Below are 20515 nucleotides of genomic sequence, written 5' to 3'. Positions count from 1 at the left end.
CGGTGCGGGGTGCTCACCCCGCACCGGTGCTGGGCCCGCTTCCGTAGCGGCGTGGGAACACGCTTGCGATGCGACGCACCGGTAGGTGATACTCCGCTTCCCCCCACGTCGCTTCGTCATGTCCATTTCCGTCTTTGCGGAAGCTGTCCTTCCCGTGGGGGGAATCTGCCCGATGGGCGCTTTTCTGCGCGCGCTGCGCGCCTTCGTGCTGCTCGCCGGCTTCTATCTGCTCGGCCTCGTCATGCTCGCCGCTCTGCTCGGCATGGACTGGGCCGCCGCCGTCTGGGCGCCCAGCAGCCTCGCCGTCAAGCTGTACATCGTCAGCGCCGTCCTGGCCGTGCCGATCATCCGCGGCATGTTCATGCTCCGTACGCCCAAGGACGACGGCGGCCAGGGCCTGCCCGTCACCGAGGCGCGGGAACCGCGCCTGTGGCGGACCGTGCGGGAGCTCGCCGAGCAGGTGGGCACCCGCGCGCCCGACGAGATCCGGCTGACCGCCGACATGAACGCGGCCGTCAGCGAGGACGCCAGGTTCCTCGGCCTGCTCGGCGGCACCCGCCGCCTCTACCTCGGCCTGCCGCTGATGACCGGCCTGACCGAGGCCCAGCTGCGCGCCGTGCTCGCCCACGAGATGGGCCACTACGGCAACTCCGACACCCGGGTCTCCGCGATCACCGTCCGCGGCCGCGTCCAGGTCGCCCGCACCATCGCGCACTTCCAGGAGCGGGCCGGCGACAAGGCCGCCAAGGAGCGGGCCAAGCAGGAGAAGAAGAACGAGAAGAAGCTCGCCAAGGGGAAGAAGGCCAAGGAGGTCGACACCACCGGCGTGGGCCTCACGTACCGCGCGATGGCGAAGGTCTACCAGGCGTACGGCCACTTCTATCTGCGGGCCACCCTCGCCGGCTCACGCCGCCAGGAGCTCGCCGCCGACCTGGCCGCCGCCCGGATCGTGGGCCGCGACGCGACCGCATCGGCGCTCCGCGAGATCCCGGTCCTGGACGCCGCCCACGGCTTCTATCTGAACTCGTACGCGACCCTCGGCGTGAGCGCCGGCCTCCTGCCCCGCCCGGGCGAGGTGTTCGGCGGCGTCCGCCACCTGCTGGCCGCGCGCACCGCCGAACTGGACGAGCTCCGCCGCGAACTGCCGACCGAGCCCACCTCCCCGTACGACTCCCACCCGCCGATCGCCGAGCGCGTCGCCCGCCTGGAGGCCCTCCCCGACGACGGCCGCGCGTCCGAGCCCGCGGGCCCCGCGCTCGGGCTGCTCGCCGACGCCGACGCGGCGCTGGTCGCCGTCGAGAACGTCTCCCTCACTCCGGACGCACTGCGGCTGCGCCGCGTGGACTGGCCGGAGCTCGTCCACGAGTCGATGACGGCGTACTTCGCGGAGGAGGCCGAGCCGCTGCGGCAGGCCACCGCGGACGTGACGCACGGCGAGGGCTCGCTGCCCGCGCTGCTGAACGCGCTCGACCTCGGCGCGGGCTGGGAGATCGCCGACCGCCTGCCCAAGTCGGAGGAGGCACGGGCGGCCCAGGGCAGGGCGGCCCGCGAGTTCGCCCGCCCGGCGCTGCGCCGCGGCCTGTCCCGCCTGGTCGCCGGCGAGCTGATCGCCCGGGGCGTGGCCCGCTGGGAGCTCTCCTGGTCCCAGTCCGCGGCGCTGCGACTCCCCCAGGGGTACGAGGACGAGCTGCCGGCCGCTCTCGACGCAGCCGTCGCCGACCGCCCCGACACCGAGCCGCTGCGCAAGCTGCTGGCCGCCGCGCAGAACTGAGGTATCCGTGAAAATCCTGCTCTGGGTCGTCCTGACCCCCATCGCCCTCGTCGTTCTGGCGGCCGGCGTCTACTTCCTGAAGGCGATCATCGAGGGGCTGATCGAAGGCTGGCGCTCCGACCCCGGCGCCGAGGAGTCCGCGGAGAAAACCGCCGCGCTGGGCCTCCTGCCGCCGGAGCGGCAGCACACCAAGCTGACCTCGCCGGAGCCGCGGGCGCTCACCGTGGCGATCGCCGCCGCGCGGGCCGGCGACTGGGAGCCGGCCGCCGCACTGCTCGACGAGACGGCGGCGGCGCGCGACTGGGAGCGCCGTACCTCGTACTGCGGGAAGCTGGCCGACGTGGGCGCCGACGACGACGCCTGGCTGCTGGCCTGGGAGTCCGCCCGCCCCGACGACCCGGGCGCGGCGCTCGTACGGGCGCGCAGCTCGGTGATCCTGGCGTGGAAGATCCGCGGCGCGAAGCGCGCCAAGCACACGACGTCGGAGCAGTTCGAGGGCTTCCACCGCACCCTCGCCCGCACCCGCCACGAGCACGCGCGGGCGGCGGAGCTGGCCCCGGAGGACGACCCGTCCCCGTATGTGGGCGAGATCTCGACGGCGATCGGCCTCGGCTACCCGCACGAGGAGATGCGCCGCATCTGGAAGGACATCACCAGCCGGGCCCCCCACCACTACGAGGCGCACTTCACGGCGCTCCAGTACTGGTGCGGGAAGTGGTGCGGTTCGGAGGAGCTGGCGCGGGCGTTCGCGGTGAAGGCTGCGGCCGGGGCACCTCCGGGCACCCTGATGAAGGCGTTCCCGCTGATCGCGCACTTCGAGCACGACGAGTCGGACTCGGCGGACGTGGACCGTACGCCCGAGATGTATGCGGCGGTCGACGCCGCCCTCGCCGACGTGGCCGCCGCCGACCCGGACCACCCGCGCCTGGCGGAGGTGAGGCACCTGCTGGCGTACTACCTGTACCTCCAGGAGCGATGGGAGCCGGCCCTGGAGCAGTTCCGCCTGGTGGACGGCTATGTGGACGCGCTGCCGTGGCGGTACAGGGGGGACCCGGCGGGCGAGTTCTGCCGGATGCGAGACGAGAGCGCGGCCAACGCGGCCGCCGGGCAGACGGGTTCCTGACCATGGAGATCGCACGCGTCGTCGTCATCGCGGCGGCGATCGCGGTGGGCATCGTGGTGTACCGCCGTGTGATGGGCCCGTCGGAACGGACGTCCTCCCGGGACGCCGAAGCGCTGGGCTTCCTGCCGGTGTCGCGCCAGAACACGCTGCTGGCGGGGCCCGCGCCCGAGCTGGAACGGGCACTCGCGGCGGTGGCGCGGGGCAGCTGGGAGCAGGCCGCCCGGCTGATGGCCGCGACACGGGAGAGCCGTGACTGGGAGCGGCGCTCCGACTACGCCTCCGCGTTCGGCGCGGCCGCCGCCGAGGGCGACGGGGCGTGGCTGCGGACATGGACGGAGGCGGCCGGGCCCTACGACCCGGACCTGGCGCTCGTACGGGCCGACGCGACGGTGTCGCTGGCGTGGCGCCTGCGCGGCGGGGCGTACGCCAAGCACACGAGCCAGGAGCAGTTCGCGGGCTTCCACCGCACGCTGGCGCAGGCGCCCGGCGAGATCGAGCGGGCCGCCGATCTCAACCCGGACGACCCCACGCCGTACATCGCCGGGATCTGGGTCGCGCTGGGCCTGGGCCACTCGCACGAGGAGATGCGCGACCTCTGGGCGGAGCTCACGGCCCGGTCGCCGCACCACTTCGACGCCCACTACGCGGCGCTGCAGTACTGGTGCGCGAAGTGGCGCGGCTCGGCGGAGCTGGCCGAGTCCTTCGCGCGCGGGGCGGCGGCCACGGCGCCGCCCGGCAGCCTGCTGACTGCGCTGCCGCTGATCGCGTGGTTCGAGCACCGGGACGACGGCGCGAAGGCCGCGGACTACCGCTCCCCGCAGGTCATGGCGATGGTCGACGCGGCCCTCACGGACCTGGCGACGGCTCCGCCCGGACACCCGTCGGCGGCGGAGGTACGGCACCTCCTGGCGTACTTCCTGACCCGGCAGGGCCGGTACGAGGCGGCGCTGGAGCAGTTCCGGCTGGTCGACGGCTATGTGGACGCCCTGCCGTGGACGTACTACAACGACCGGGCGGCGGCGTACTGCCGCTGGCGGGCGAAGGCGGTGAAGGGCGCGCGCTGAGGAAGCCGGGGAGGAATCCTCCCCGGCGCCCGAACGTTCTCCGGAGGAAGCCCTCAGGAGGAGACCGCCATGTTCCTGTACCGCCGTACGCCCGAGATGCCGACGCCCGAGGAGGCCCTGAAGGGCCGGCCGGACCCGGAGTTCACCGTCCCGGAACGCCACACGGTCCTGGGCAACCCTCTGGAGGGCCCCTACCCCGCCGGCCTGGAGGTGGCGGACTTCGCCCTGGGCTGCTTCTGGGGCGCGGAGCGCACCTTCTGGCAGACGCCCGGCGTGTGGACGACCCTGGTCGGCTACCAGGGCGGCTACACGGAGAACCCCGCGTACGAGGAGGTCTGCTCGGGCCTGACCGGCCACACGGAGGTCGTCCGCGTGGTCTACGACCCGCGGAAGGTCTCGTACGAAACGCTCCTCAAGCTCTTCTGGGAGTCCCACGACCCGACCCAGGGCCACCGCCAGGGCAACGACGTGGGCACCCAGTACCGCTCGGCGATCTACACCCACACCGCTGCCCAGGCGGAGGCCGCGGCAGCGTCCCGCGCGGCCTATCAGCAGGTCCTGACGTCGTCCGGCCACGGCCGGATCACCACTGAAATCCGCCCCGCGGCCGACCACCCCTTCCACCCGGCGGAGCCGTACCACCAGCAGTACCTGGACAAGAACCCCGGCGGATACTGCGGCATCGGCGGCACGGGTGTGAGCTGCCCGGTGGGCGTGGCCAAGGCGGAGGGCTGAAGGCCGGTCAGCCCTGAGCCGCCCGTAGCGCCGCGGCGGTGACCGCCGGGTCGTAGTCGGCGGTCACTCCGTCGACCAGGAGGACGTCGCCGTCCAGGTGGCGGGTGCGGAGGGGCAGTAGGGCCTGGTACGGCTCGGAGTCGTACCAGGCCCTGGCGTGGTCCAGGGACGGGAAGGCGATGATGACCAGGCTGTTGGGCCAGGTGCCTTCGCGGACGTCGCGCTCCGGCGCCCCGTGGACGAGGAAGCGGCCTTCGAACGGGTCCAGAGTCCCCTGGACGCGCTCCATGTAGGTGAGGACCTCCTCGTGGAGTGTCTCGGCGGGGCGCAGGTTTCCTATGGCGTACGCGGGCATGGGGTTCCCCTTGTCGTGGTAACTACCCTCGTCGGCGGGTCGGTTGTCCTACAGTCGTACGTGATCGAACCACTTGGGTGACGTCAAGCTCAATTCATGCTCAACTTCATGGCGCGTCTCGCTCCCCCCTGGCATCTTTGACGCCGACCGGTCAAGCCCTGACCACGGCTGACCAAGAACGAGGGGAACACGCGCATGAGACGCGCTTTCAGCGTTGCGCTCACCACCGCCGTCCTGAGCGGCGGCATCGTCGTCGGCACGGCCGCGCCCGCTTCGGCGAGGTGCATCGACACCGGCACGTACTACTCCATCATCAACAAGAAGACGGTGTGGAAGCCCACCAACGTCCACAGCGACTGGGCCAAGCCGGGCGTCACCATCAGCTACGCGAAGAACAAGACCGGCACCTGGAGCGCCACCGGCACCGCCACCGTGGGCGCCGACGCCGGGGTCGTCTTCGCCAAGGCTTCCACGTCGTTCAGCGTCGCCGTCGGCAAGAGCTGGTCGCAGTCCGACACCTGGACCTACGCGGCCACCGTGCAGAAGAAGAAGGGCAAGACCCGCGGCCGGCTGATGATGTACCACGAGTCGAAGAGCTTCACGGCGCACAAGTACCGCGTGGTCACCGGCGCGGGCGGCGCCTGCAAGACCAAGACGGTCTACAAGGCGAACATCACCGCCCCGGTGAAGAAGAACAGCAACCTCTGGGGCATCCAGTACAAGTGACCCAGTGCCGGGAACGGTGAGGACGTCGGCCCCCGAGCGGAATCCGCTCGGGGGCCGGTCGTTTCCCCGTACGTCAGATCGTCGCCGTGTCGATCACGAAGCGGTAGCGGACGTCGCTCGCGAGGACCCGCTCGTACGCCTCGTTGATCTGGTCCGCGCGGATGACCTCGATCTCGGCACCGAGGCCGTGCTCCGCGCAGAAGTCGAGCATCTCCTGGGTCTCGGCGATGCCGCCGATCATCGAGCCGGCCAGGGTGCGGCGGCCGGTGATGAGGGAGAAGAGGTTGAAGGAGATGGGCTCCTCCGGCGCGCCGACGTTCACCAGGGCGCCGTCCGTCTTCAGCAGGCCCAGGTAGGCGCCGAAGTCGAGTGGGGCCGAGACCGTGGAGACGATCAGGTCGAAGGTGCCGGCCAGCTTCTCGAAGGTGGCCGGGTCGCCGGTCGCGTGGAAGTGGTCGGCGCCGAGTTTGCGGCCGTCGGCCTCCTTGCGGAGGGTCTGGCTGAGCACCGTCACCTCGGCACCCATCGCGTGGGCGATCTTGACGCCCATGTGGCCGAGCCCGCCCAGGCCGACGATCGCGACCTTCTTGCCCGGGCCCGCCTTCCAGTGGGACAGCGGGGAGTAGAGGGTGATGCCGGCGCAGAGGAGCGGGGCCGCCACGTCCAGGGGCAGGGCGTCGGGGACGCGGACGGTGTAGTTCTCGTCGACGACGATGTGCGTCGAGTAGCCGCCGTGGGTGGGGTCGCCGTTCTTGTCGCGGTCGTTGTACGTGCCGGTCATGCCGCGCGTGCAGTACTGCTCCAGGCCCTGGGCGCAGTACGCGCACTCCCGGCAGGAGTCGACGAAGCAGCCGACGCCGACGCGGTCGCCGGCCCGGAACCTCGTGACCGACGTACCGACCTCCGTCACCACGCCGGCGATCTCGTGGCCCGGCACCATCGGGTAGATGCCCTCGCCCCAGCCGTCGCGCACCTGGTGGATGTCCGAGTGGCAGATGCCCGCGTACTTGATCTCGATGAGGACGTCGTGCGCGCCCACCGCGCGGCGCGGCACGGTGGTGCGCTCCAGCGGGGCCTTGGCGGCGGGGGCTGCGTATGCGGGAACGTTCGTGGTCATGGCGTCGAGCCTGCCCGCTGCCCCGTACGTCTCCCAGCCCTCTGTCGTTCCTACGTCCGCCGGTCCTACCACTGGCGGGGTCAGGGACGGTCCGCGGCGGGTGCGTACGACCCGGGATACTGGAGCGCATGGATCAGCGTGCCGAACTCAGCGAGTTCCTCCGTTCCCGGCGGGCCCGGCTGAAGCCCGAGGACGTCGGGCTGCCCGACCTGGGGCGGCACCGGCGCGTCCCGGGGCTGCGGCGCGAGGAACTGGCGTTGCTGGCCGGGGTGTCCGTCGCGTACTACACGCGCCTGGAGCAGGGCAACGGCCGGAACGTCTCCACAGAGGTCCTGGACGCCATCGCCCGGGCTCTGCGGCTCACCGACGCCGAGCGCGACCATCTGGTGCATCTGGCGAAGCCCGCGTACAAGAAGCGGAAGCGGGCCCGCACCTTCCGGCAGCAGACGGTACGGCCCGCCCTGCGCCATCTGCTCGACTCGATGGACTCGGTGCCCGCGTTCGTCATGGGCCAGCGGCTGGACATCCTCGTGTGGAACCGGCTGGCGCGGGCGCTGTTCGGGGACTTCTCCGCGCTGGAGCCGGAGGAGCGGAACATGGCCCGGCACGTGTTCCTCGCACCGGCCGCCCGGGATCTGTACGTCGACTGGGAGGCCAAGGCGTCGGAGGTGGTGAGCGTGCTGCGGATGTACGCGGGGTGCTCGCCCGACGACCCGCGGCTGGCGACCCTCGTGGGCGACCTGTCGGTCCGCAGCCCGGAGTTCCGGTCGCTGTGGGCGGCGTACGACGTGCAGGAGAAGGGTCACGGCGCGAAGCGGCTGCGGCATCCGCTCGTGGGTGAGCTGACCCTGTCGTACGAGACGCTGAAGCTCCCCGACGACCACGACCTGAGCCTGGTCACGTACACGGCGGAGCCGGACTCCCCGGCGGCGGAGTCGCTGCGGCTGCTGGCCAACTGGGGCGCGGACGCGGCCGCCCACACGACATCCGCGTCCCGGGACTCCTGAGGGCCACTGAGGGCCGCTGAGGGCTGCTGAAGGCTGCTGAGGCTCTCGTTCCGCGCCTATCGTGGCGAGGAACGTCACCACAGGGGGGTTCTGTCATGGCTGTCACACGCGCGCGGACCGTCGCGCTCGCCACGTCGCTGCTGCTCGCCGGGGGGATGTACGGCGCCACGTCGGCGCACGCGGCCGTCGACGGCTGCTCCGCCGTCACCGGCGCCTCGGCCTGCTGGAGCAGCGCGCGGGACACGTTCACGGTCCGCGACACGGCGCTGGACGGCGCGACCGTACGCGTCGACTATCTGGTGGACCTGGCGGACGAGGACGTCGTCGGGCGGTGCGGGAGCGGGCGCGACGGGCGGCACCGGGTCGTACGCTGCCACCTCGGCGGGCTGCCGGCGGGCAAGGCGGTCGTGTGGTCGGTGTCCACGTGGCGGGACGGGCGGCTCGTCGAGCAGGGGCCCATGCGGTACCACACCAGCTGACCGGGCCCGGATACGCGGAGGCGGCGGTGCCCCTGGGGTGCACCGCCGCCTCCGTCCTGCGTGCCGTCCTGCGTACCGACCCGCGTCAGCGAGTGATCACAGCGCCGAGCCGGCCTTCCAGTCGGCCCAGCTCATGTTCCAGCCGTTGAGGCCGTTGTCCGGCTGGATGGTCTTGTCCTTGGAGTTCTTGACGATGACCACGTCGCCGATGAGCGAGTTGTCGTAGAACCAGGCGGCCGCCTGGTTCGGGTCGCCCGCGCCCTTCACGTCGTTGAGGCCCACGCAGCCGTGGCTGGTGTTGACGTTGCCGAAGACGGAGTCGGCGCCCCAGTAGTTGCCGTGGATGAACGTGCCCGACGTGGACAGCCGCATGGCGTGCGGCACGTCCTTGATGTCGTACTCGCCCTTGCCGTCGTCGTCCGTGAAGCCGACGGTCGCGCCGTTCATCCGGGTCTCCTTGAACTTCTCGGAGATCACCATCTGACCGTTGTAGGTCGGGGTCTCCGGGGAGCCGGCGGAGATCGGGATCGTCTTGATCGTCTTGCCGTTGCGCTCGACCTTCATGGTCTTGGCGTTGACGTCGACGGTCGAGACCTGATTGCGGCCGACCTTGAAGGTGACGGTCTTCTGCTGGACGCCGAAGACGCCGTCGGAGCCCTCGACGCCGTCGAGCTTCAGGTTCAGCGTGACCGTGGAGCCCTCGGCCCAGTACGTGTCGGGGCGGAAGTCGATGCGCTGGGAGTTGAACCAGTGGCCGACGACCTCCTGGCCGCTGGACGAGGACACCTCGATGCCGGCCTGGACGGCCTTCCTGTCGGTGATCGGCTTGTTGAAGTTGATCGACACCGGCATGCCGACGCCGACCGTGGAGCCGTTCTCGGGCGTGAAGTTGCCGATGAAGCTGTTGTCCTTGGACACCGTCGTGAAGGAGGTGTTCTCGTGGGCCTGGCGGCCGTCGGAGTCCTCCGCGGTGGCGGCGATCTTGTAGGTGGTCGCGCGCTCCAGCTGTTCGCCGGGCTGCCAGCTCTTGCCGTCGGCGGAGATCTCCCCCTTGACCTCCGTGCCGTCGCCGGAGGTCATGGTGACCGAGGTGAGCTTGCCGTCCTCGACGGTGACCTTGGCGTCCTTGTTGATGGACGCGTTGATGGCGCCGTTCTTGGGCGTGATCGTTATTCGGGCCTGCGAGGTCTTCTTCGCCGCCGCCTCGTCGACCTGCGCCTGTGAGTTCGGACTCTCGGTGCTGCCGTTGGCGGCGTCAGCGGTGTCGCCGTCGTTGCAGGCCGTGAGCACCAGCACGCCGCTGAGCAGTGCGGACGCGGCCATCAGACCTCTGCGCCGCTTACTGTCCGTCATCACACGCTTCTCCATCGTCGCGGATCCCTGCCAACTCTTCCAACAACCCCCATGACACCCCGTCCGGTTCCGGATACGTCCGTGTTGTGGGGAACAACACTGATCGACGCAACGGCGAGCGGTCTGGTTCCCGGATGACGGATGTGACCCCGGACACGCGCGCGTACGCGTGCGCCCGGGGCCTGAAGCGTGTCACACATCCCCGTCAGACGTCGCCGGCCCGCGCACCCTCCTCGCTCTCCTCGTCGCCGTCGATGTCCTCGTCGTCCAGGTGCCAGGCGTCCACGTCCGGGTCGTACGCGGACTGCTCGCTGCTCCAGGACGCCTGGACGAGTTCGACGCCGGACACCTCTCCGATCAGCTGGAAGGGCTCGACGAGGTACGCGAGTGCTTCCGCTTCGTCCTCGCGGACGGCCGAGCGGGCGTGCGCGCGCTCCTCCTCGGGCATGAACTCGTCGTCGTCGATCCGTCGCAGAGCGGCGTCGGTCAGCGCGTCCTGTTCGGTCACCTCCAGTACCAGATCCACCCGAAGTCGTACATACCGTGAGGTCTCAGAAGGGCTCATATGACGGAGCGTAGGCTCCTCACGGCTATGGCTTTTCTGCGACCCGCTGTGTTCACTAGCATCGGTGCAACCACCAATTCTCGGTTCCGCAAGGGGATCTGAATCTGTGTCCGTCGCACGCCGACCTCTGCTGACCGCCACCGCCGCCGGGACGCTGCTCGGCGCCCTGTGGTTCGTGCCCTCGGCGAACGCCACCGGTGAACAGCCGGCGGCCCAGGACTCCCGGCAGCGGTCGTCGGCCGGAGACACGGCCGACGCCCCGGCCGACGCGCGGCCGCACGGGCAGACCGGGCCGGGGCTGCGGCTCGCCGACACGGGCGGCGGCGTCGACACCACGCCGTATCTGCTCGGCGGCTCGGCGTTCCTCGCCGTCGGCGTGGGCCTGGTGAGCTTCGCCGTACGACGAGGGGCGTACGCGGCACTCTGACGCGTACGCCCCGGCGGGCGGCCGTGGCGGCGGCGCCTACGCGAGCGGCCCCGTGACCGGCTCGACGGCGGCGACGACCCCGCCCGCCCGCACGAAGCCGTCGGCCGCGTCCAGGTCGGGCGCGAGGAACCGGTCAGGGCCGGGCCCCTGGACGCCCGCCGCACGCAGGGCGTCGACGACGGCCCGGGACGCGGGGGCCGGAGTGAGCCCGGCGCGCAGTTCGATGGCTCGGGTGGCGGCGTACAGCTCGACGGCGAGGATCCGGTTGAGGTTGCCGATGGCGGTGCGCAGCTTGCGGGCCGCCGACCAGCCCATGGAGACATGGTCCTCCTGCATCGCGGAGGACGGGATGGAGTCCGCGGAGGCCGGTACGGCGAGCCGCTTCATCTCGCTGACCAGCGCGGCCTGCGTGTACTGGGCGATCATCAGGCCCGAGTCGACGCCCGCGTCGTCGGCGAGGAACGGCGGCAGGCCATGGCTCCGGTTCTTGTCGAGGAGCCGGTCGGTGCGGCGCTCGGCGATGGAGCCGAGGTCGGCGGCGGCGACGGCGAGGAAGTCCAGGACGTACGCGACCGGGGCGCCGTGGAAGTTGCCGTTCGACTCGACGCGCCCGTCGGGCAGGACGACCGGGTTGTCGACGGCGGAGGCGAGCTCGCGCTCGGCGACGAGGCGGGCGTGCGCCATGGTGTCGCGGCCTGCTCCGGCGACCTGCGGGGCGCAGCGCACCGAGTAGGCGTCCTGGACTCGGGTCGCCGCGTCGGCCTGGTTCGGGGCATCCCCTGCTCGAACGGAGTCGAGAGCGTGGGGATGGCCGACGAGCCCGGAGCCTTTCAGGACGGCGAGCATGTTCGCGGCGGCGGCGCCCTGGCCGGGGTGCGGGCGGATGGCGTGCAGCTCGGGGCGGAGGACCTTGTCGGTGCCGAGCAGGGCCTCCAGGGAGAGCGCGGCGGTGACGTCGGCCGTCTTGTACAGCTTTTCCAGGTCGGCCAGGGCCATGATCAGCATGCCGAGCATGCCGTCGGTGCCGTTGAGCAGGGCGAGGCCCTCCTTCTCGCGCAGCTCGACGGGGGCGATGCCGTGCGCGGCGAGCAGTTCGCCGGCGGGGCGCACCGTGCCGTCGGGGCCTTCCGCGTCACCCTCGCCCATGAGGGTGAGCGCGCAGTGGGAGAGCGGCGCGAGGTCGCCGGAACAGCCGAGGGAGCCGTACTCGTGGACGACGGGGGTGATGCCCGCGTTCAGTACGTCGGCCATGGTCCGCGCGACATGCGGGCGGACACCGGTGTGGCCGGACGCGACGGTCTTCAGTCGGAGGAACATCAGGGCGCGTACGACCTCGCGTTCGACGCGCGGGCCCATGCCCGCGGCGTGCGAGCGGACGATGTTGCGCTGGAGCTGCGCCCGCAGTTCCTGGCCGATGTGCCGCGTGGCGAGCGCCCCGAACCCGGTCGACACGCCGTACACCGGATCCGGCTTGGCGGCGAGGGCGTCCACGATCTCCCGGGCGCGGGCGAGGGCGTCGAGGGCCTCCTGCGACAGCTCGACGCGGGCGTTGCCGCGGGCGACGGCGATGACGTCGGCGGCGGTGGTACCGGACGTCCCCACCACGACAGTGTGCATATCCATATTCAGCACCCTACGGATTGAATCGCAACGTGTCACTACCCGGTCTGGAGGCCGCCCCTTACCACTGTGCCGCCTGCGCGGGGGCGCCGGCGTCCGGAGGGCCCGCCTACGCCTCCGGGCGCGCGTCCCGGAAGCGGCGCCGGTCGCGCGCCGCGGTCGGCGGGGCGTCCGCGAGCCGGACGACGGACCCGTCCCGCCCGGCGACCACCGGCTTCTCCGACCGGGCGGCCTTCGCCCGGTACTGCGCCGCGTCCGCGAGCCGGAACAGCCGGCGGGCGGACCGTACCGGGCCGATCGGGTCCCCGGTCGACGCGACCCCGCACGCCACGCCCTCGCCGAACTCCAGGTCCCCGGCCCGTACGCACAGCTCCTCGGCGACGGCGACCACCTCGTCGGACTCCGGGCCGACCGACACCAGGCAGAACTCGTCGCCGCCGAGCCGCGCCGCCAGCGCCCCCGGCAGCCGCGCCCCGCTGCACGAGAGCACCGACCCGAACCGCTCCAGGAGCCGGTCGCCGACCGCGTGCCCGTGTGTGTCGTTGACGTGCTTGAGGCCGTTCAGGTCGCACACCACGAGACTCACGACCGAACCGTCCGCCAGGAAACGTTCGACGGCCTCGTCCAGCCGGGTGTCGACGGCCCTGCGGTTGGCGAGTCCGGTCAGCGGATCGGTGAAGGCCAGCTTTCTGACCTCCTCCAGCCGTTCGGTCTGCGCGATCCCGGCGGCCACCACCGACGCCAGCACGGCCGCGAAGTCCGCGTCGTCCCGGCCGAAGGGCAGCGCCCCGGCCGGGCGGGCGACGTACAGCTCGCCCCACGCCCGCCCGTGCAGCACGATCGGCGCGACCACACAGCAGCCCCGCCCCCGCCGCCGCAGCGCCGCAGCCCTCCCCCAGCCTCTCGGCTCCGCTCGGCCAGGGGGGACCCCCAGGTGACCGTAGCCGCGCTCTCCGGACTCCGGCCCGCCCTCGGCGGTCTCCACCCAGGCGTTGGGCTCCCCGCCGCCCGCCCACCGCTCGTGCAGGAACTCGGTGATCTCGGAGAACTGGTGCACGGGATACGTCTCGGAGTCCGGGAACTCCTCCTCGTCCGGCGCCCGCGCGCCCGCGTTCACCAGGACCTTCAGCCGGCCAAGGTCCCGCTGCCAGACCGAGAGCGCCGCGAACGTACCCCCCAGCGCCTCACACGCGCCGAGCGCCGCGGCCCGCCAGCACTCACGCGGAGTGTGCGCCGCGGCCATCGCCTGCGCCAGCTCCACCACGGCCCGCAGCCGGACATCCTCACCCATTCCTCAAGCTTAGGGAGGTGCCCGTACTTTTTACCCGGGGGCCCGCTCCGGTCTGCCCACTCTGGTTACTCCAAGTGACGCCATACCCAGCCCTGCCGCCCGGGCTACTCCCCGGGCCACTCCGGCGACCGCTTCTCGTTGAAGGCGGCGACGCCCTCCTTCCGGTCGCCGGAGAAAGCGACCGTACGCCAGGCCGCGTCCTCGACCTCGAGGCCGGCCCGCAGGTCGAGCCCGTGCCCGAGACGGAGCGCCCGCTTGGCGGCGCGCAGCCCCACGGGCGAGTTCCCGGCGATCCGGCCGCCCAGCTCCAGGGCGGCCCCGCGCGCGTCGTCCTCGACCAGCTCGTCGATCAGTCCGAGCCCGGCGGCCTCGGCGGCGGCCACCCGGCGGGCCGTGAAGACCAGCTCCGCCGCACGCGCCGCCCCGACCCGGCGCGGCAGCAGCTGCGTACCGCCGCCGCCGGGGATGACGCCCACGGACACCTCGGGCAGCCCGACGACCGCGGTCGCGTCGGCGATGATCAGGTCGCAGGCCAGCGCCAGCTCGAACCCGCCACCCAGCGCGAACCCGTGCACGGCGGCGATGGAGGGCATCGGGAGCTCCAGCACGCCGGTGTACGCGGCGCGCGCGGTGGGCCGCTGGCGGAGCAGCTCGGCGTCCGTGAAGGTGTTCCGCTCCTTGAGGTCGGCGCCCACGCAGAAGGCCCGGTCGTGCGAGGAGGTCAGCACGGTGACCCGTACGGAGAGGTCGGCTCCGAGCGCGTCGCAGGCGGCGCCGATGGACCGGGCCATGTCCGTGGAGACGGCGTTCATGGCCTTGGGCCGGTCGAGGACGAGCTCCGCCACATACCCGTGCCGGCGCACGGCGACGAACTCCCCGTACCGCTCCTCGGACTGCTCCGCGGACTGCTGCTGGGACATGACGCCCACCCTCCCGGTTAACGACCGTTATCTCGTTACCCGGGGATCTTAGGCTCCCGCCGTGACAGCAGCCAGGGCTCGATGACACCGAGACCGCGGACCGGACGCTGCCACATGGGCTGGAGCGCGAAACGGTACGAGGGCGGCGTCTCGCCCTCCTTCTCCGCCCGGGCCGTCTCCTCCGCCGCCTGCGCCTCCGACTCGGGCGCCTCGCCCGTGCGGGACAGCTCCTCGGCGAAGGCCCCGTCGACGAGGACGGCGTCCTTGGGCGCTATCGAGGTGAGGCGGCTCGCCAGGTTCACCGTCGTACCGAACACATCGCCCATGCGGGTGGTGACGGTCCCGAAGGAGATACCGACGCGGAGCGCGGGCATGGTCTCGTCGTGCTTCAGCGTCTCGATCAGCCGCAGCGAGATCTCGGCGGCGGTCCCGGCGTCGTCGGCGGCGAAGAGCACCTCGTCGCCCAGCGTCTTGATCAGCCGTCCGCCGTGGGCCGCGACGAGATCCGCGCAGGTCGTCTCGAACGCCTCGACCAGCTCGCCCAGCTCCTCCTCCTCGAGGCGGCGGGTGAGCCGGGTGAAGCCGACGAGGTCGGCGAAGCCCACGGCGAGCCGCCGGTCCACCATCTCCTCGTCGTCCCCGGCCTGCACGACCCGGCCGGTGGCGGCGGCGAGCTGCCGCCGCCACACGTACACCAGGAACTCCTGGAGCTCCGGCAGCAGCAGCTCGACCAGCGGATATGTGACCTCGGTGCGGGTCATCCCCGGCTCGGGCGGCTCGGTGAGGCCCTCCAGGAACGAGTCGATCTGCCACTCGGCGAGCCGCGCGGTGGTCTGCCCGGTCGACCGGGCCACCTGCACGGCCATCGGCTCGCTGAGCAGCCCGGCCTCCACCAGACCGGCGAGCCGCCGCAGGGCCAGCACGTCGGCCTCGGTCAGCGCCTTGGCCTGGCCGATGTCCGCGAAGCCCATGGCGCGCCAGAAGCGGGACGCGAGGTCCATGGAGACCCCGGCGGTGCGGGCGGCCTGAAAGGGGGTGTAGCGCCGTTCGGCGCCGAGGATCAGCTGCTCCAGGCGGATGGCCAGGGGATTGTCGGTCGGTTCCGCCGTGTGGTCGACGACATGGTGGGGGGTGGGGTGTTCCGTTCCGCCCGCGTTCTCGTCGTCGACGGTCACCGGCCGCCTCCTGCCCGTTCCGTACGCACTGCCCTGCCTGCCGTTCTGTCGCCGACCCGCCGCTCCGACCCTCGGTGAACCCCGTCGGCGAATCACGCCGACGGATCCCGCCGACGAATCGCCTCAACGATACGGCAGGTGTGCCCTGGCTCACGTCCCCGAAGGCGAGCGCGTTCAGTCCACCGGGCGCAGATGGACGATGTCGCCGGCCCCCACCGCCTCGCGGCGGCCGTCGTCCGTGGCCACCACCAGCCGCCCGTCGCCGTCGACCGCGACGGCCTCGCCGGTCAGGGTCCGGTCGCCGGGCAGCTCGGCGCGAACGGTGCGGCCGAGGGTGGCGCACCCGGCGGCGTAGGCCGCCTGGAGCCCGGAGGCGGCCGGGTCGCCGTCGGCGGCGGTCCACTTCGCGTACCACTCCTCCAGCGACCGGAGAACGGCCCGCAGCAGCGGGTCGCGGTCGGTGCAGACCGCGTTCGCGAGGGCGAGCGACCCGGCGGCGGGCACGGGCAGCTCGTCGGCGCGGAGGGTGACGTTGAGACCGAGCCCGACGACGATCCCGTGCTCTCCGGCGCGCTCGGCGAGGATGCCGCCGGTCTTCCGCTCCTCGCCGCCGACCGTGACGAGCAGGTCGTTGGGCCACTTCAGGGCCATGTCCACGCCGGCGGCGCGGGCCAGACCGGTGGCCGCGGCGACCCCGGCGAGCAGCGGCAGCCACGCCAGCCGCCGGGCCGGCACGGCAGGCTTGAGGAGTACGGAGAGGAAGAGCCCGGACCTGGCGGGCGCCGACCAGGTGCGGTCGAGCCGGCCGCGCCCCGCGGTCTGCTCCTCGGCGACGAGGACCGCGCCCTCGGGCAGCTCGGCGGCCCGGGCCGCCAGATCGGAGTTGGTGGAGCCGGTGGCGGACACGACGTCGAGAGAGGTCCAGAGCGACCCGGGCCGCAGGAGGGCCCTGCGGAGCGCCGAGCTGTTGAGCGGGGGCCGTTCGAGGTCGCTCCAGCGGCCGGCGGGACCTGTTCCTGGACCAAGTGAGGGCGTCATGCAACCCAGCCTAGGTGTGGCAAACACCGCACTGCCGAACCCCATCCCCGCCGATACGCTACGGGCCAGTAGCCAACGAACCCGTGACCACACGTGACCAGGCAGGGAGCCGCATCCCGATGTCCGAGCGTCAAGAGATCGACATTCACACGACCGCGGGGAAGCTCGCGGATCTGCAGCGCCGAATCGAGGAGGCGACGCACGCGGGTTCCGAGCGTGCCGTCGAGAAGCAGCACGCGAAAGGGAAGTTGACGGCGAGGGAGCGCATCGCGCTGCTCCTCGACGAGGACTCCTTCGTGGAGCTGGACGAGTTCGCCCGGCACCGCTCCACGAACTTCGGCCTGGAGAAGAACCGCCCGTACGGCGACGGCGTCGTGACCGGCTACGGCACGGTCGACGGCCGTCCGGTCGCGGTCTTCTCCCAGGACTTCACCGTCTTCGGCGGGGCGCTGGGCGAGACCTTCGGCCAGAAGATCATCAAGGTGATGGACTTCGCGCTGAAGACCGGCTGCCCGGTCGTCGGCATCAACGACTCCGGCGGCGCCCGCATCCAGGAGGGCGTCAGCGCGCTCGGCATGTACGGCGAGATCTTCCGCCGCAACACCCACGCGTCGGGCGTCATCCCCCAGATCAGCCTGGTCGTCGGCCCCTGCGCGGGCGGCGCGGTGTACTCCCCCGCGATCACCGACTTCACGGTGATGGTCGACCAGACCTCGCACATGTTCATCACGGGCCCGGACGTCATCAAGACGGTGACCGGCGAGGACGTCGGCTTCGAGGAGCTGGGCGGGGCGCGCACCCACAACACGACGTCGGGTGTGGCGCACCACATGGCGGGCGACGAGAAGGACGCCATCGAGTATGTGAAGTCGCTGCTGTCGTACCTGCCGTCCAACAACCTGTCGGAGCCGCCCGCCTTCCCGGAGGAGGCCGATCTGGACGTGACGGACGAGGACCGTGAGCTGGACGTCATCGTGCCGGACTCGGCGAACCAGCCGTACGACATCCACGCGGTCATCGAGCACGTCCTGGACGACGGGGAGTTCCTGGAGACGCAGGGCATGTTCGCCCCGAACATCGTCACGGGTTACGGCCGTGTCGAGGGCTTCCCGGTGGGCGTGGTCGCGAACCAGCCGATGCAGTTCGCGGGCTGTCTGGACATCGACGCCTCGGAGAAGGCCGCGCGCTTCGTCCGCACGTGCGACGCCTTCAACATCCCGGTCCTGACCTTCGTGGACGTCCCGGGCTTCCTGCCGGGCGTGGACCAGGAGTACGGCGGCATCATCCGGCGCGGCGCGAAGCTGATCTACGCGTACGCCGAGGCGACCGTGCCGCTGATCACGGTCATCACGCGCAAGGCGTTCGGCGGCGCGTACGACGTGATGGGCTCCAAGCACCTGGGCGCGGACCTGAACCTCGCCTGGCCGACCTCCCAGATCGCGGTCATGGGCGCCCAGGGCGCGGTCAACATCCTGCACCGCCGCGCCATCGCCGCGGCCCCGGAGGACGAGCGGGAGGAGTTGCGGGCCCGTCTCATCCAGGAGTACGAGGACACCCTCCTCAACCCCTACACGGCGGCGGAGCGCGGCTACATCGACGGCGTGATAATGCCGTCGGAGACTCGGGCGCAGATTGTGAAGGGCCTGCGTCAGCTGCGTACGAAGCGGGAAAACCTGCCTCCGAAGAAGCACGGCAACATCCCCCTCTGAGGAGCCTCGATGATCAAGGTCGTACGGGGCAACCCGACCCCCGAGGAGCTGGCCGCCGCCCTGGCGGTGGTCCGGGCCCGCGCCGCGGCGACGGCAGCCGCCGGAGCCGAAGGCGCGCCCGCGATCCCGGAAGCCTGGTCCGCCCCCTCCCGCATAGCCCACGCCCGGCACCCGGCCCCCGGCCCGCGGTCCTGGGCCCGCACGTACTGGCCGGCGTAGCCCGGTCCGTCTCCGCCCGCCTTCCCCGTGCACTCGGCTCCGCCGGGCGGCGGGAGGGCGGGCGGACAGCTCCACGGCGGGCTCCGCGAGCGCCGTTCAGGCGCGATACGGGGGGTCCGGGGCGGAGACCCGGGCTTCGGGGCCCCGGACTAGTCCGTTCGTACGGGAGCGCTTGAGTACGCGTACTCAGGCGCCCCGCCCGCCCGATCCGCAGGATCGAAGGATGCTGTGGTCCGACCCCGACGACGAACCGCCCGAGGAGATGCGGGCCATGCAGGCAATGCTCCGCCGCGCAGGCGTCCTGCTGGCCCTCGCCATGCTCGTGGCGATGTTGGCAGCCGGGCTGCGCTGAAGCTGAATACGATGGCGCCATGACAGCTCAGCGCCGCCTCGTCCTCGCCTCCGCGTCCCCCGCCCGCCTCGGACTGCTGCGCCAGGCGGGGCTCACCCCGGAAGTCATCGTCAGCGGCTTCGACGAGAGCAGGATCACCGCCCCCACCCCCGCCGAGCTCGCCCTGGCCCTCGCCGAGGCGAAGGCGTCCCTGGTGGCTGCCCGCCCCGAGGCTTCGGGCGCGCTGGTGATCGGCTGCGACTCGGTTCTGGAGCTGGACGGCCATGCCCTGGGCAAGCCCGCCGACGCCGAGGAGGCCACCGCCCGCTGGAAGTCCATGCGCGGCCGCGTCGGCGTCCTTCAGACCGGCCACTGCGTCCACGACACGGCGGCGAAGCGGTACGCGTCGGCCACCGCGTCGACGCTGGTCCGCTTCGGCGACCCGACGGACGAGGAGATCGCCGCGTACGTCGCCAGCGGGGAACCGCTCGAGGTCGCCGGCGCGTTCACCCTCGACGGCCGCTCGGCCCCCTTCATCGACGGCATCGACGGCGACCCGGGCAATGTCATCGGCCTCTCACTGCCCCTGCTGCGCCGTCTCCTGGCCCAGCTGGGCGTCTCGGTGACCGAACTCTGGGCCTAGGCCGTCCTCCGGGCCCTGGCCGTCCTCCGCGGCCCCGGGCCCGTACGCGATCAGCGACAGCACCACCAGCCCGAGCACCACCATCAGCACCGCGAACGCGCCCCAGCCCACCAGCCCCACCACCACCGCGCCCAGCACCCCATGGGTGATGGCGCAGGTGATGAGGAGGACGCGGGTCCACCGGCCGGGCGGGACGTCCCGTGCGCCCACCCGGACGAGCACGCCGCCGCACACCGCCAGGTACACGCCGAAGGCCCCGCCCATCGCCCACGTACCGGCGATCATCGCGTCCGGGTCGAGGCCCGCGAGGGACATCCGCTGGTTCTCCAGGACCGCCGCGAGCACGCTGTGCAGCAGTACGACGCCCACCGCCTCGGTGAGCAGCACGGCCGCCGTCGTCAGCGCTATCGGTCTGCGGGTCACCACGGGTACCACCCCTGCCTGTTACCAGCAGTACGGACAACAACGCGCAGGCTACTCACGAGTAAACCCTTGGGCAAGGGTCGGGACCGAGCGGCAAAGAATCATTCGCCCATTCGTAGGGACTCCACAAAGAATCAGGACGCCCCGCTGGCCCCCAGGACAGAGACCTTGGCCACACCGGAGGGTTACTGTGCAGTGAAGAAACCCTGCGTACCGAGGCGGGACAAGGGGTTTCGGGGTCTGAGCGGACCCGTATCACGCTCCGTGTGGGCAACCTCACGAGTGGGGAACAGTCGAAACGTCGTGTCGGCAGTCCCTAAACTCAGCGTGTTTTGGGAATGGAGGGAGCCATCGTGCGCAAGGTGCTCATCGCCAACCGTGGCGAAATCGCTGTCCGTGTCGCCCGTGCCTGCCGGGACGCCGG

Annotated in this window: 23 protein-coding genes; 13 read left to right on the top strand and 10 right to left on the bottom strand. The window is 71.8% G+C overall.

Going from position 1 to position 20515, the window contains the following annotated elements; translation table 11 throughout:
• Window positions 1-172: 172 nt before the first annotated feature.
• The 4 genes from FVS66_RS34415 to msrA all read left to right on the top strand — a co-directional run bounded on the left by FVS66_RS34415 (window position 173) and on the right by msrA (window position 4693).
• Window positions 173-1771 (top strand): M48 family metallopeptidase, encoded by a 1599-nt coding sequence (locus tag FVS66_RS34415; RefSeq protein WP_149185154.1) that lies wholly within the window; start codon window positions 173-175, stop codon window positions 1769-1771.
• A gap of 7 nt (window positions 1772-1778) precedes the next feature.
• On the top strand, window positions 1779-2894 hold the full coding sequence (locus FVS66_RS34410) for a hypothetical protein (protein ID WP_187645827.1): 1116 nt from the start codon (window positions 1779-1781) through the stop codon (window positions 2892-2894).
• Window positions 2895-2896: 2 nt separating this feature from the next.
• Complete coding sequence (locus FVS66_RS34405; RefSeq protein ID WP_316248250.1) at window positions 2897-3958, top strand: hypothetical protein; 1062 nt, start codon at window positions 2897-2899, stop codon at window positions 3956-3958.
• A 69-nt stretch (window positions 3959-4027) separates the two neighbouring features.
• Window positions 4028-4693, top strand: coding sequence for a peptide-methionine (S)-S-oxide reductase MsrA (msrA, locus tag FVS66_RS34400; RefSeq protein ID WP_149185153.1), 666 nt, complete (start codon window positions 4028-4030; stop codon window positions 4691-4693).
• A gap of 7 nt (window positions 4694-4700) precedes the next feature.
• Here the strand turns inward: msrA and FVS66_RS34395 are convergent, their stop codons facing one another.
• Entirely contained in the window at window positions 4701-5048 is a 348-nt protein-coding gene (locus tag FVS66_RS34395; RefSeq protein ID WP_149185152.1) for a DUF1330 domain-containing protein, read from the bottom strand.
• A gap of 195 nt (window positions 5049-5243) precedes the next feature.
• Here FVS66_RS34395 and FVS66_RS34390 point away from each other — a divergent pair, with 195 nt between their 5' ends.
• Window positions 5244-5774, top strand: a complete 531-nt coding sequence (locus tag FVS66_RS34390) for a hypothetical protein (RefSeq protein WP_149185151.1) — start codon at window positions 5244-5246, stop codon at window positions 5772-5774.
• Window positions 5775-5847: 73 nt separating this feature from the next.
• On the opposite strand, the gene FVS66_RS34385 is transcribed toward FVS66_RS34390, so the two are convergent.
• Window positions 5848-6891 carry an NAD(P)-dependent alcohol dehydrogenase gene (locus FVS66_RS34385; RefSeq protein WP_149185150.1) on the bottom strand — a complete coding sequence of 348 codons (1044 nt, stop codon included), beginning with the start codon at window positions 6889-6891 and terminating at the stop codon, window positions 5848-5850.
• A gap of 128 nt (window positions 6892-7019) precedes the next feature.
• Between FVS66_RS34385 and FVS66_RS34380 the strand changes: the two genes are divergently transcribed.
• A complete protein-coding gene (locus FVS66_RS34380) occupies window positions 7020-7898 on the top strand; it encodes a helix-turn-helix transcriptional regulator (RefSeq protein WP_149185149.1) in 879 nt (292 codons plus the stop codon).
• Window positions 7899-7993: 95 nt separating this feature from the next.
• A complete protein-coding gene (locus FVS66_RS34375) occupies window positions 7994-8377 on the top strand; it encodes a hypothetical protein (RefSeq protein ID WP_149185148.1) in 384 nt (127 codons plus the stop codon).
• A 96-nt stretch (window positions 8378-8473) separates the two neighbouring features.
• On the opposite strand, the gene FVS66_RS34370 is transcribed toward FVS66_RS34375, so the two are convergent.
• The gene (locus FVS66_RS34370; protein WP_149185147.1) at window positions 8474-9745 is read right to left on the bottom strand and encodes an Ig-like domain-containing protein; all 1272 of its coding nucleotides are present in this window, start codon (window positions 9743-9745) and stop codon (window positions 8474-8476) included.
• A gap of 190 nt (window positions 9746-9935) precedes the next feature.
• Complete coding sequence (locus FVS66_RS34365) at window positions 9936-10295, bottom strand: hypothetical protein (protein ID WP_262387364.1); 360 nt, start codon at window positions 10293-10295, stop codon at window positions 9936-9938.
• Window positions 10296-10401: 106 nt separating this feature from the next.
• Between FVS66_RS34365 and FVS66_RS34360 the strand changes: the two genes are divergently transcribed.
• Window positions 10402-10722, top strand: a complete 321-nt coding sequence (locus tag FVS66_RS34360) for a hypothetical protein (protein ID WP_149185146.1) — start codon at window positions 10402-10404, stop codon at window positions 10720-10722.
• Between the two features lie 36 nt (window positions 10723-10758).
• Here FVS66_RS34360 and hutH read toward each other — a convergent pair whose 3' ends face one another.
• From hutH to FVS66_RS34335, 5 genes are all read right to left on the bottom strand, one after another.
• Window positions 10759-12339, bottom strand: coding sequence for a histidine ammonia-lyase (gene hutH, locus FVS66_RS34355; RefSeq protein ID WP_149185206.1), 1581 nt, complete (start codon window positions 12337-12339; stop codon window positions 10759-10761).
• A gap of 112 nt (window positions 12340-12451) precedes the next feature.
• Complete coding sequence (locus FVS66_RS34350) at window positions 12452-13633, bottom strand: GGDEF domain-containing protein (protein WP_149185145.1); 1182 nt, start codon at window positions 13631-13633, stop codon at window positions 12452-12454.
• A gap of 104 nt (window positions 13634-13737) precedes the next feature.
• Entirely contained in the window at window positions 13738-14553 is an 816-nt protein-coding gene (locus FVS66_RS34345; RefSeq protein WP_149185144.1) for an enoyl-CoA hydratase/isomerase family protein, read from the bottom strand.
• Between the two features lie 35 nt (window positions 14554-14588).
• On the bottom strand, window positions 14589-15728 hold the full coding sequence (locus FVS66_RS34340; protein ID WP_149185143.1) for an adenylate/guanylate cyclase domain-containing protein: 1140 nt from the start codon (window positions 15726-15728) through the stop codon (window positions 14589-14591).
• A gap of 174 nt (window positions 15729-15902) precedes the next feature.
• On the bottom strand, window positions 15903-16766 hold the full coding sequence (locus FVS66_RS34335; RefSeq protein ID WP_149185142.1) for a biotin--[acetyl-CoA-carboxylase] ligase: 864 nt from the start codon (window positions 16764-16766) through the stop codon (window positions 15903-15905).
• Between the two features lie 119 nt (window positions 16767-16885).
• Here FVS66_RS34335 and FVS66_RS34330 point away from each other — a divergent pair, with 119 nt between their 5' ends.
• The 4 genes from FVS66_RS34330 (at window position 16886) to FVS66_RS34320 (ending at window position 19668) form a co-directional block, all read left to right on the top strand.
• Complete coding sequence (locus tag FVS66_RS34330) at window positions 16886-18475, top strand: acyl-CoA carboxylase subunit beta (protein WP_149185141.1); 1590 nt, start codon at window positions 16886-16888, stop codon at window positions 18473-18475.
• A 9-nt stretch (window positions 18476-18484) separates the two neighbouring features.
• Window positions 18485-18694 (top strand): acyl-CoA carboxylase epsilon subunit, encoded by a 210-nt coding sequence (locus tag FVS66_RS34325; protein ID WP_149185140.1) that lies wholly within the window; start codon window positions 18485-18487, stop codon window positions 18692-18694.
• A 223-nt stretch (window positions 18695-18917) separates the two neighbouring features.
• Window positions 18918-19046, top strand: coding sequence for a morphogenic membrane protein MmpB (mmpB, locus tag FVS66_RS36475; protein ID WP_262387363.1), 129 nt, complete (start codon window positions 18918-18920; stop codon window positions 19044-19046).
• 19 nt (window positions 19047-19065) lie between these two features.
• A complete protein-coding gene (locus FVS66_RS34320) occupies window positions 19066-19668 on the top strand; it encodes a nucleoside triphosphate pyrophosphatase (protein WP_149185139.1) in 603 nt (200 codons plus the stop codon).
• Here FVS66_RS34320 and FVS66_RS34315 read toward each other — a convergent pair.
• Entirely contained in the window at window positions 19603-20091 is a 489-nt protein-coding gene (locus FVS66_RS34315) for a hypothetical protein (RefSeq protein ID WP_262387362.1), read from the bottom strand. The two genes, FVS66_RS34320 and FVS66_RS34315, sit on opposite strands and share 66 nt — an antisense overlap.
• Before the next feature lie 353 nt (window positions 20092-20444).
• Here FVS66_RS34315 and FVS66_RS35375 point away from each other — a divergent pair.
• On the top strand, window positions 20445-20515 hold a 71-nt coding region (locus tag FVS66_RS35375; RefSeq protein WP_308314144.1), incomplete at its 3' end, for a biotin carboxylase N-terminal domain-containing protein.

Source organism: Streptomyces sp. TRM49041 (genome assembly GCF_008271805.1).
In the GTDB taxonomy this organism is placed as follows: Bacteria; Actinomycetota; Actinomycetes; order Streptomycetales; family Streptomycetaceae; genus Streptomyces.
This window is presented reverse-complemented; position numbering and strand designations above follow the sequence as displayed.

Coding starts and splice junctions, on each gene's coding strand:
- FVS66_RS34330 (WP_149185141.1), top strand. CDS start 16,886: ATGTCCGAGCGTCAAGAGATCGACATTCACACGACCGCGGGGAAGCTC.
- FVS66_RS34385 (WP_149185150.1), bottom strand. CDS start 6,891: ATGACCACGAACGTTCCCGCATACGCAGCCCCCGCCGCCAAGGCCCCG.
- hutH (WP_149185206.1), bottom strand. CDS start 12,339: ATGCACACTGTCGTGGTGGGGACGTCCGGTACCACCGCCGCCGACGTC.
- FVS66_RS34380 (WP_149185149.1), top strand. CDS start 7,020: ATGGATCAGCGTGCCGAACTCAGCGAGTTCCTCCGTTCCCGGCGGGCC.
- FVS66_RS34365 (WP_262387364.1), bottom strand. CDS start 10,295: ATGAGCCCTTCTGAGACCTCACGGTATGTACGACTTCGGGTGGATCTG.
- FVS66_RS34395 (WP_149185152.1), bottom strand. CDS start 5,048: ATGCCCGCGTACGCCATAGGAAACCTGCGCCCCGCCGAGACACTCCAC.
- FVS66_RS34345 (WP_149185144.1), bottom strand. CDS start 14,553: ATGTCCCAGCAGCAGTCCGCGGAGCAGTCCGAGGAGCGGTACGGGGAG.
- msrA (WP_149185153.1), top strand. CDS start 4,028: ATGTTCCTGTACCGCCGTACGCCCGAGATGCCGACGCCCGAGGAGGCC.
- FVS66_RS34375 (WP_149185148.1), top strand. CDS start 7,994: ATGGCTGTCACACGCGCGCGGACCGTCGCGCTCGCCACGTCGCTGCTG.
- FVS66_RS34335 (WP_149185142.1), bottom strand. CDS start 16,766: ATGACGCCCTCACTTGGTCCAGGAACAGGTCCCGCCGGCCGCTGGAGC.
- FVS66_RS34370 (WP_149185147.1), bottom strand. CDS start 9,745: ATGGAGAAGCGTGTGATGACGGACAGTAAGCGGCGCAGAGGTCTGATG.
- FVS66_RS34415 (WP_149185154.1), top strand. CDS start 173: ATGGGCGCTTTTCTGCGCGCGCTGCGCGCCTTCGTGCTGCTCGCCGGC.
- FVS66_RS34325 (WP_149185140.1), top strand. CDS start 18,485: ATGATCAAGGTCGTACGGGGCAACCCGACCCCCGAGGAGCTGGCCGCC.
- FVS66_RS34405 (WP_316248250.1), top strand. CDS start 2,897: ATGGAGATCGCACGCGTCGTCGTCATCGCGGCGGCGATCGCGGTGGGC.
- FVS66_RS34350 (WP_149185145.1), bottom strand. CDS start 13,633: ATGGGTGAGGATGTCCGGCTGCGGGCCGTGGTGGAGCTGGCGCAGGCG.
- FVS66_RS34320 (WP_149185139.1), top strand. CDS start 19,066: ATGACAGCTCAGCGCCGCCTCGTCCTCGCCTCCGCGTCCCCCGCCCGC.
- mmpB (WP_262387363.1), top strand. CDS start 18,918: ATGCTGTGGTCCGACCCCGACGACGAACCGCCCGAGGAGATGCGGGCC.
- FVS66_RS34390 (WP_149185151.1), top strand. CDS start 5,244: ATGAGACGCGCTTTCAGCGTTGCGCTCACCACCGCCGTCCTGAGCGGC.